This window comes from Kitasatospora sp. NPDC059673, assembly GCF_042734215.1.
Taxonomy (GTDB): Bacteria; Actinomycetota; Actinomycetes; order Streptomycetales; family Streptomycetaceae; genus Kitasatospora.
Genome location: NZ_JBHWEN010000018.1, coordinates 159145 through 165894, shown reverse-complemented (window position 1 = coordinate 165894; position 6750 = coordinate 159145). Strand labels below are relative to the sequence as shown.

The window sequence follows — 6750 nt, the reverse complement described above, 5'->3', positions numbered from 1 at the left end:
TTGATAGGCCGGATATGGAAGCCCTGTGAGGGGTGGAGTTGACCGGTACTAATAGGCCGAGGGCTTGTCCTCAGTTGCTCGCGTCCACTGTGTTGGTTCTGAAACCACGAACAGAACCTGGTTTGTCCAGGTCCGGTTCGACAGTTTCATAGTGTTTCGGTGGTCATAGCGTGAGGGAAACGCCCGGTTACATTCCGAACCCGGAAGCTAAGCCTCACAGCGCCGATGGTACTGCAGGGGGGACCCTGTGGGAGAGTAGGACGCCGCCGAACAATTATTCTGGAAAGGGCTCCAGCCATTTGGCTGGGGCCCTTTCTGCATTTCGGGAGCCGATGCCGAACGAGTCCGGTCTGTGATCGGTGGGCTGTTGCCCGGGCCGGGGGTTGGGGGCAGACTGCCCGTCGGAGATTGGTCCAGACCATCGGCGGGCGGGAGGGCTTCGGGGGAATGGGCGCGGACGGGTGGGGTTCGCCTCCGGGGGTTCGGCGGGCGGGGCAGAACGGGGTGGTGCTGGGGACTGCTGCGGTGACGGTGCTGGTGGCGGTGGCGGTGGTTGACCGCGCTGACGGCGCTGACGGGGAGTTCGGTGGCGCAGGGGATGCGGCACCGCTTGGCGGCGGATCCGCGGTTCTCGGTGTCGGTGTCGGGGCGGTATGCCGAGGGCGGGGACGCGGCGGCGGATGGGCCGGTGCGGGCGGCGTTGCACCGGGCGTTGCCGGGGATGCCGGCGGAGATCGAAGAGGCGTGGCACGGGACGATGCCGTTGCGGACGCCGTTGCCGAGGGTGGCGGTGGCGGAGGCGTCGTCGCCGGGGTTGGCGATGGCGCCGGTGGCGGTGGCGGAACCGCAGCGGGTGGCGGAGTTGGCGCAGGGGGCCTGGCCGACGGGGCTTGAGCAGGTGGCGGTGTCGGAGGCGGCGGCGCGTTGGCTGGGGGTGGCGACAGGAGCGAAGCTGCCGTTGACCTTGCCGGCCGGCGGGACGTTGTCGGTGACGGTGAGCGGGGTGTACCGGGAGCTGCCAGGGGCGGAGCGGCTGTGGCGGGCGTGGCGGACGGCGTCCTCGGTGGAGTCGCCGGAGGCGTTGGTGCTGGGGTCGCAGGAGTTGCTGCGGACGCATCCGTTGCTGCACGACCAGGTGGACGTGCAGTGGACGGCGGTGCCGCAGCCGGGGCAGGTGCGGCCGGAGGGGTTGGGGCTGCTGCGGGATCGGGTGGAGCGGCTGACCGGAGGTGATACGAACCGGGCGGTGTTCCGGGGCGCGGAGCCGCCGCTGAAGGGGTTGCGGGCGTCGAGCGATCTGTTGGCGGCGTTGAACGATCTGCGGTCGCCGATGATGGTGGCGCGGTCGGGGATGCTGGTGCCGGTGACGATGCTGGCAGTGCTGTCGGCGGTGACGATGGTGCTGACGGCACGTCAACTGGCGGATGTCCGGCGGGCGGAGCTGCTGTTGCAGTTGGCGCGCGGTGCGGGTCGGGCCCGGTTGTTGGGCGGTGCGGCGGTGGAGTGGACGCTGTGCACGGTGCCGGCGGCGCTGCTGGGGGTGTGGGCGGCGGGGCCGTTGCTGCGGCTGCTGGATCGGCTGGGGCTGCCGGTGGACGGCGCGGCCGCGGAGGCGACGGGCGCGGCGGCGTGGGCGGTTGCCGGGGTGGCGCTGCTGCTGCACGGGTGTGCGGCGTTGCTGCCAGTGCTGTGGACGGCGGACGGCGGCGAACGGGAGACGCCGTCGCGCAGTGCGCGGCGGGCGGTGGCGCAGCGGGCCGGGGCGGACCTGGTGCCGGCCGCGGTGGCGGTGCTGGCGTATCTGCAACTGCGGCAGTACGAGGAGCTGTTGAGCCCGGCGTCGAGTGCGGTGGGGTTCGATCCGGTGCTGGTGGCGGCGCCGGTGGTGATGACGGTGGCGGCGGCGTTGCTGCTGCTCAGGTTGCTGCCGCCGCTCGGGCGGGCGTTGGAGGCGTTGGCGCGGCGGGGGCGGGGTCTGGTGGCTCCGCTCAGTGGTTGGCAGGTGAGCCGGGGCCGGTCGGGTCAGGCGGCGCCGGTGCTGTTGATGGCGTTGGCGTTGGCGGTGGGGGCGTTGACGACGACGGCGATCGCGGGGGAGGGGCCGAGCGACCGGGATCGGGCGGCGTTCGAGCTGGGGGCGGATCTGCGGGTGACGGGTGGGGAGTTGCCGGCGGGGGCGCGGCAGGCGGCGCTGTCGGCGGTGCCGGGGGTGGCGGCGGTGACGCCGGTGGCTTCGGTGGCGGGCCAGGTGCAGGGGGCGCAGGTCTCGGTGCTGGCCCTGGACACGGCGGCGGTGCAGCCGGTGGCGACGTCGGAGCGGGTGGTGCCGGGGGCTTGGACGCATGCGGTTCCGGCGGTCCGGTCGGATCTCGAACAGGGCGCGCTGGCCCATCAGTTGGCGCGGCTCAGGGACGAGGTGCCGGTGCACGGGATGCCGTTGGAGGGGCGTCCGTCGGAGTTGAAGGTGCGGGTGGCGGTGTCGGCGGCGGACCGGGTGGGGCCGGTGTGGCTGGTGGCGCAGGTGCGGGCGGAGCTGACGGCGGACGGGGTGGCGCGGTCGGTGTCGCTGCCGTTGGCGTTGGGGGCGTTGCACTATCCGCTTCAGGTGACGCAGTTGGGGCTGCGGAGTGCGACGCGGGGTTTTCCGCGGGCGACGTTCCGGTGGACGGTGTCGGGGATCGAGGGGGCGAGTGTGCCGTCCGGCGCGAGCTGGGTGAACGTGACGCGCGGGGACGTCCGGGTGGCGGGCCTGGGGTGCCCTGGCGTGTCGGATCAGGGGGAGCGGCGGGTCGAGGCTGGGGTCTGCGAGGTGTCGAAGGCGGAGGGTGGCGGTTTGCTGTCGGCAGTGGTGCGCGGGGCGGATCCGGCGCAGGGGGAGGCGACGGACGGGGTGTCGTTCGCGCTGGTGCCGCCGGGGACGCCGAAGCGGGTGCAGGGGATGCCGGTGGCGGGGTATTTGGTGCCGGCGCTGGTGAACGAGGCGTTCGCGCGGAAGGTCCGGTTCGGGGTCGGTGGCGAGTTGCGGCTGATGGATGGTCCGGTGGATCTGTTCGGGCTGCGGATCGTCGGGGTGCTGCCGGATCTGCCGGGTGGTGGGGATCGTGACAAGGCGCAGGTGCTGGTGGATCTGCCGGCGCTGTCGGCGGCGCGGTCGGGGCTGGGGCTGCCGCCGGTGACGGACGGGGCGTGGCTGCTGGCGGCGCGGTCGAGGGCGGGGGCGGAGCAGGCGGAGCGGGTGATCGCGGCGGATCCGCGGCTGGGCCGGGTGGAGAGTGTCCGGTCGCGGGCGGCGGCGTTGGCGGCGGATCCGTTCCGGTCGGGTCGGCGCAGTGCGCTGGTGCTGTCCTTGGTGTTGTCGCCGGCGTTCGCGGTGGCGGGGTTCACGGTGCACGCGGTGGGTTCGGCGCGGTCGCGGCGGCGGGAGTTCGCGGTGTTGCGGGCGATCGGGGTGCGGCGCCGGCAGTTGGCGGGGGTGCTGCGGCTGGAGCAGTTGGTGGTGGTGGGTTTCTCGGTGCTGCTGGGCGGGGCGCTGGGCATCGCGCTGGCGGCGGTGGTGCTGCCGCTGATCGTGGTCGACGGGACCGGCCGGGCGGTGTTCCCGTCGTTGGAGTTGACGGTGGGCTGGGGCTGGACGGCGGCGGTGGTGCTGGCGACCGGCCTGGGGGTCGGCACGGTGGTGCTGGTGCTGTCGCGGATGTTGGCGCGGGTGGATCTGGCGCGTGAGCTGCGGGCGGGGGAGAGCGGATGAGGGGCCTCGGTGGGTTCGGGGGGTGGCGTCCGGCGCTGCGGGAGGCCCGGACGGGGTGGCCGGTGCTGGTGGTGCCGGCGGCGCTGTCGGTGGTGCTGACGGTGGCGTCGTTGCTGTGGCCGCCGGTGTTCGACGCTCTGGCGACGAAGGAGTTGCAGCGCCGGCTGGCGGTGGCGCAGGTGGACGGGCCGTTGGTGATGGCGCGGGCGTCGCTGAATGCGCCGCGGAACTTTTCCGGTCAGTCCACGGCGCCGCGGTTCGGCTCGTTGGACAGTGACCTGACGCGGGTCGGGGAGGGCCTGCGGCAGGGCGCGTCGGGGGAGTTGGCGCACACCCTGGTGCGGGTGTCGGGCTGGGCACAGAGCGACGGCATGCAGCTGTCGGGGGCGGGTGTGGCGAGGCCGCACGGCAATCCCGGGTCGGTGTCGCTGGCGTACGCGCAGGACGCGGCGGACCGGGTGCGCTGGACCGCGGGCCGGGCGCCGGGCCGGCCGGACGGGGCGAAGGAGGCCCCGATCGAACTGGGGCTGTCGCGCCGGGGGTTGGACCAGTTCGGGCTGACGGTCGGTCAGCGGGTGTGGCTGGAGGGGCAGAAGGGGGCCACCGAGGCGGTGGTGGTCGGGGAGTTCGAGCCGCTCGACGGCGCGGACGAGCTGTGGCGTGAACTCCCTTTGTTGAACGCGCCGTTGGACGCGGCGGAGCCGAGCGGGTACATCCGGTACGGGCAGGCGCTGGTGGCTCCGGCGGGGCTGGAGGCGCTGGAGGCGCGCGGGTCGTTGTCGGTGTCGGCGACCTGGGCGTTCCGGTCGGAGCAGCAGCCCTGGGGGACCGGTGGCACGGCTGCGGGTGTGCGTGAACTGGCGTCCGGGGCAGAGGGGTTCAGCAGGTCGGCGGTGGACCGGGTGTGTGGGGGGATCGTCTCGGACGCGCTGCCGTGCCCGGCGGGGGTGCGGACGGTGTCGCCGCCGCAGGTGCAGGAGCGGCTGTCGGTCCTGGTGGACCGGTTCGCGGAGCAGCGGGCCCGGACGGTGTCCTTGCAGTCGTTCGCGCTGGCGGGGCTGTTGGCGATCGGGGTGTCCACGGCGGTGGCGGCGGCCCGGCTGGGGGCGCGGCGCCGGGAGGCGGCGCTGACGCTCCAGCGGGCGCGCGGGGCGGGTGAGATCGCACTGGCGGCGCTGCGGGCCATGGAGGCCGTTCCGGCGGTTCTGGTGGGGGTGCCGGCGGGTTGGCTGGCGTCCCGGTGGTCGGCGGGGGAGCGGCCGCTCGGCGCCTGGTGGCCGGTGCTGGTGGCGGCGGTGCTGGTGGCGGGCGCGCCCGCGGTGGCGGTGTGGTGGCAGGGCCGGGCGGTGCGCCGGGCGGGCCGGGAGCCGGTGCGGCGGCGGGGCGTGAAGCGGGCGCTCGGCCGGTCGGCGCGGCCGGTGGTGGAGGGCGCGGTGCTGGTGCTGGCGGCGGCGGGCGTGCTGCAGCTGCGGTTGCGCGGCGCGGTGTCGGCGGCGGCCGATCCGGATCCTCAACTGGCTTTGGTTCCTGTGGTGTTGGGTCTGGCAGCGGTGGTCGTGGTGCTGCGGGTGTACCCGGTGCCGCTGCGGCTGCTGACCGGCTGGGCGCGGCGGGGGCGCGGCACGGTCGCGCTGGTCGGGCTGTCGCAGGCCGGGCGGCGTTCCGCGGCGGCGACGGCCCTGCTGGTGCTGGTGCCCGCGCTGGCCTGCGCGGTGTTCGGCGCGCTGGTGTCCGGGACGGTCCGGCAGGGCCGGGTGGAGGCCGCCGAGTGGCGTACCGGCGGGGACGCGGTGGTCCTCGGGCCGTCGCAACGGCCGTTGCCGCTGGAGGAGTTGGCGAAGGTGCCGGGGGTCGGCGGGGTGCTGCCGGTGCGCGGCGGGGTGGCCACGCTGACCGCGGACGAGGACGGCGCGGTGGTCAAGGGCGTGGGGCTGGTCGGGGTCGACCAGTCGGTGCTGGCGGCGCTGGAGCCGGGCTCCCCGGTGGCGTCGGCGCTGTCCGGCGCGGGCCTGTCCGCGCCGCTCGCGGCGGGTGCGGAACTGCCCGCGCTGGCCGACGCGAGGACCGCGGCGCGGTTCCCGGAGGGGTCGTTCGACGCGGACGCCGGGGCGACCAGGTTCCGGGTCCGGATCGTCGGCGTGCTGCCCGCCGGGGCGGACCGGGACCGGGCGATCGGCCCGGTGGTGGGTGACGTCGCGACCGGTCCGCTGCTGGTGTTCGGCGGGCCCGCCGCGGACCGACTGCCCCGGCAGACCGGGCAGCGCAACGCGGCGGTGCTGTTCGCCGAGCCCGGCCGGGCCGGCTCGGTGGCCGGTGCGCGGCGGATCGACGGTACTCGGCTGCGCGCCGTGGTGGCGGCCTCGGCGGCGACCGGGGGCGCGGGCGGCGCAAGGGCGGCCGGTGGTGCGGTGCTGCGTGGGGCGCCGGTGGAAGTCCGCGATCTGGCAGGGCAGTTGAGGGAGTCGGCGGACGACGGGCTGGTGTCGGCGTTGGAGCTGGCGTTCCGGGTGGCGGCGGCGGTCGGCCTGCTGCTCGGGCTGGCGGCGGTGGTCCTGGAGCTGTTGCTCGGCTCGGCGGAGCGTGGCCGGGTGCTCGCGTACCTGCGGACGTTGGGCCTGGGGGCGAGGGCCGCGGCGGGAGTCCAACTGGTGCAGTTGCTCCCGGTGATGGCGGCGGCGGTGATCGGGGGGGACAGTGCTCGGGCTGGGCCTGCCGTGGTTGCTGGGACCTGCGTTGGAGCTGCGGGCGTTCACCTCCGGGCCGGGGGCGCCGGTGCTCGCTCCGGACTGGGCAAGCATCGCTGTGGCGGCGGTGGGGCTGCTGGTGCTGGTGCCGTGCGCGGCGGCGCTGGAGGGGGTGACGGGGCGGCGGCGGGTGCCCCAGCTGCTTCGCCTCGGTGAAGGGGCGCAGTGAACGGTTGGGCGGGCAGGGCAACGGCGTCGTGCGTCGTCGGCGTACGGCCCCGTCGTGCGTGGCCGCGCGGTTCCCCGCGCCCTGGCGGG

The 6750-nt window shown here is 75.2% G+C and carries 2 protein-coding genes and 1 rRNA gene; all 3 read left to right on the top strand.

The annotated features are described in order from the left end of the window. Positions 1 to 155: 155 nt before the first annotated feature. Positions 156 to 272, top strand: a 5S ribosomal RNA gene (gene rrf, locus ACFV18_RS21860). A gap of 281 nt (positions 273 to 553) precedes the next feature. Next, complete coding sequence (locus ACFV18_RS21855; RefSeq protein WP_380485631.1) at positions 554 to 3748, top strand: FtsX-like permease family protein; 3195 nt, start codon at positions 554 to 556, stop codon at positions 3746 to 3748. Further along, complete coding sequence (locus tag ACFV18_RS21850; protein WP_380485630.1) at positions 3745 to 6648, top strand: hypothetical protein; 2904 nt, start codon at positions 3745 to 3747, stop codon at positions 6646 to 6648. Before ACFV18_RS21855 ends, ACFV18_RS21850 begins: the two co-directional genes overlap by 4 nt. The last annotated feature ends 102 nt before the right edge of the window (positions 6649 to 6750 follow it).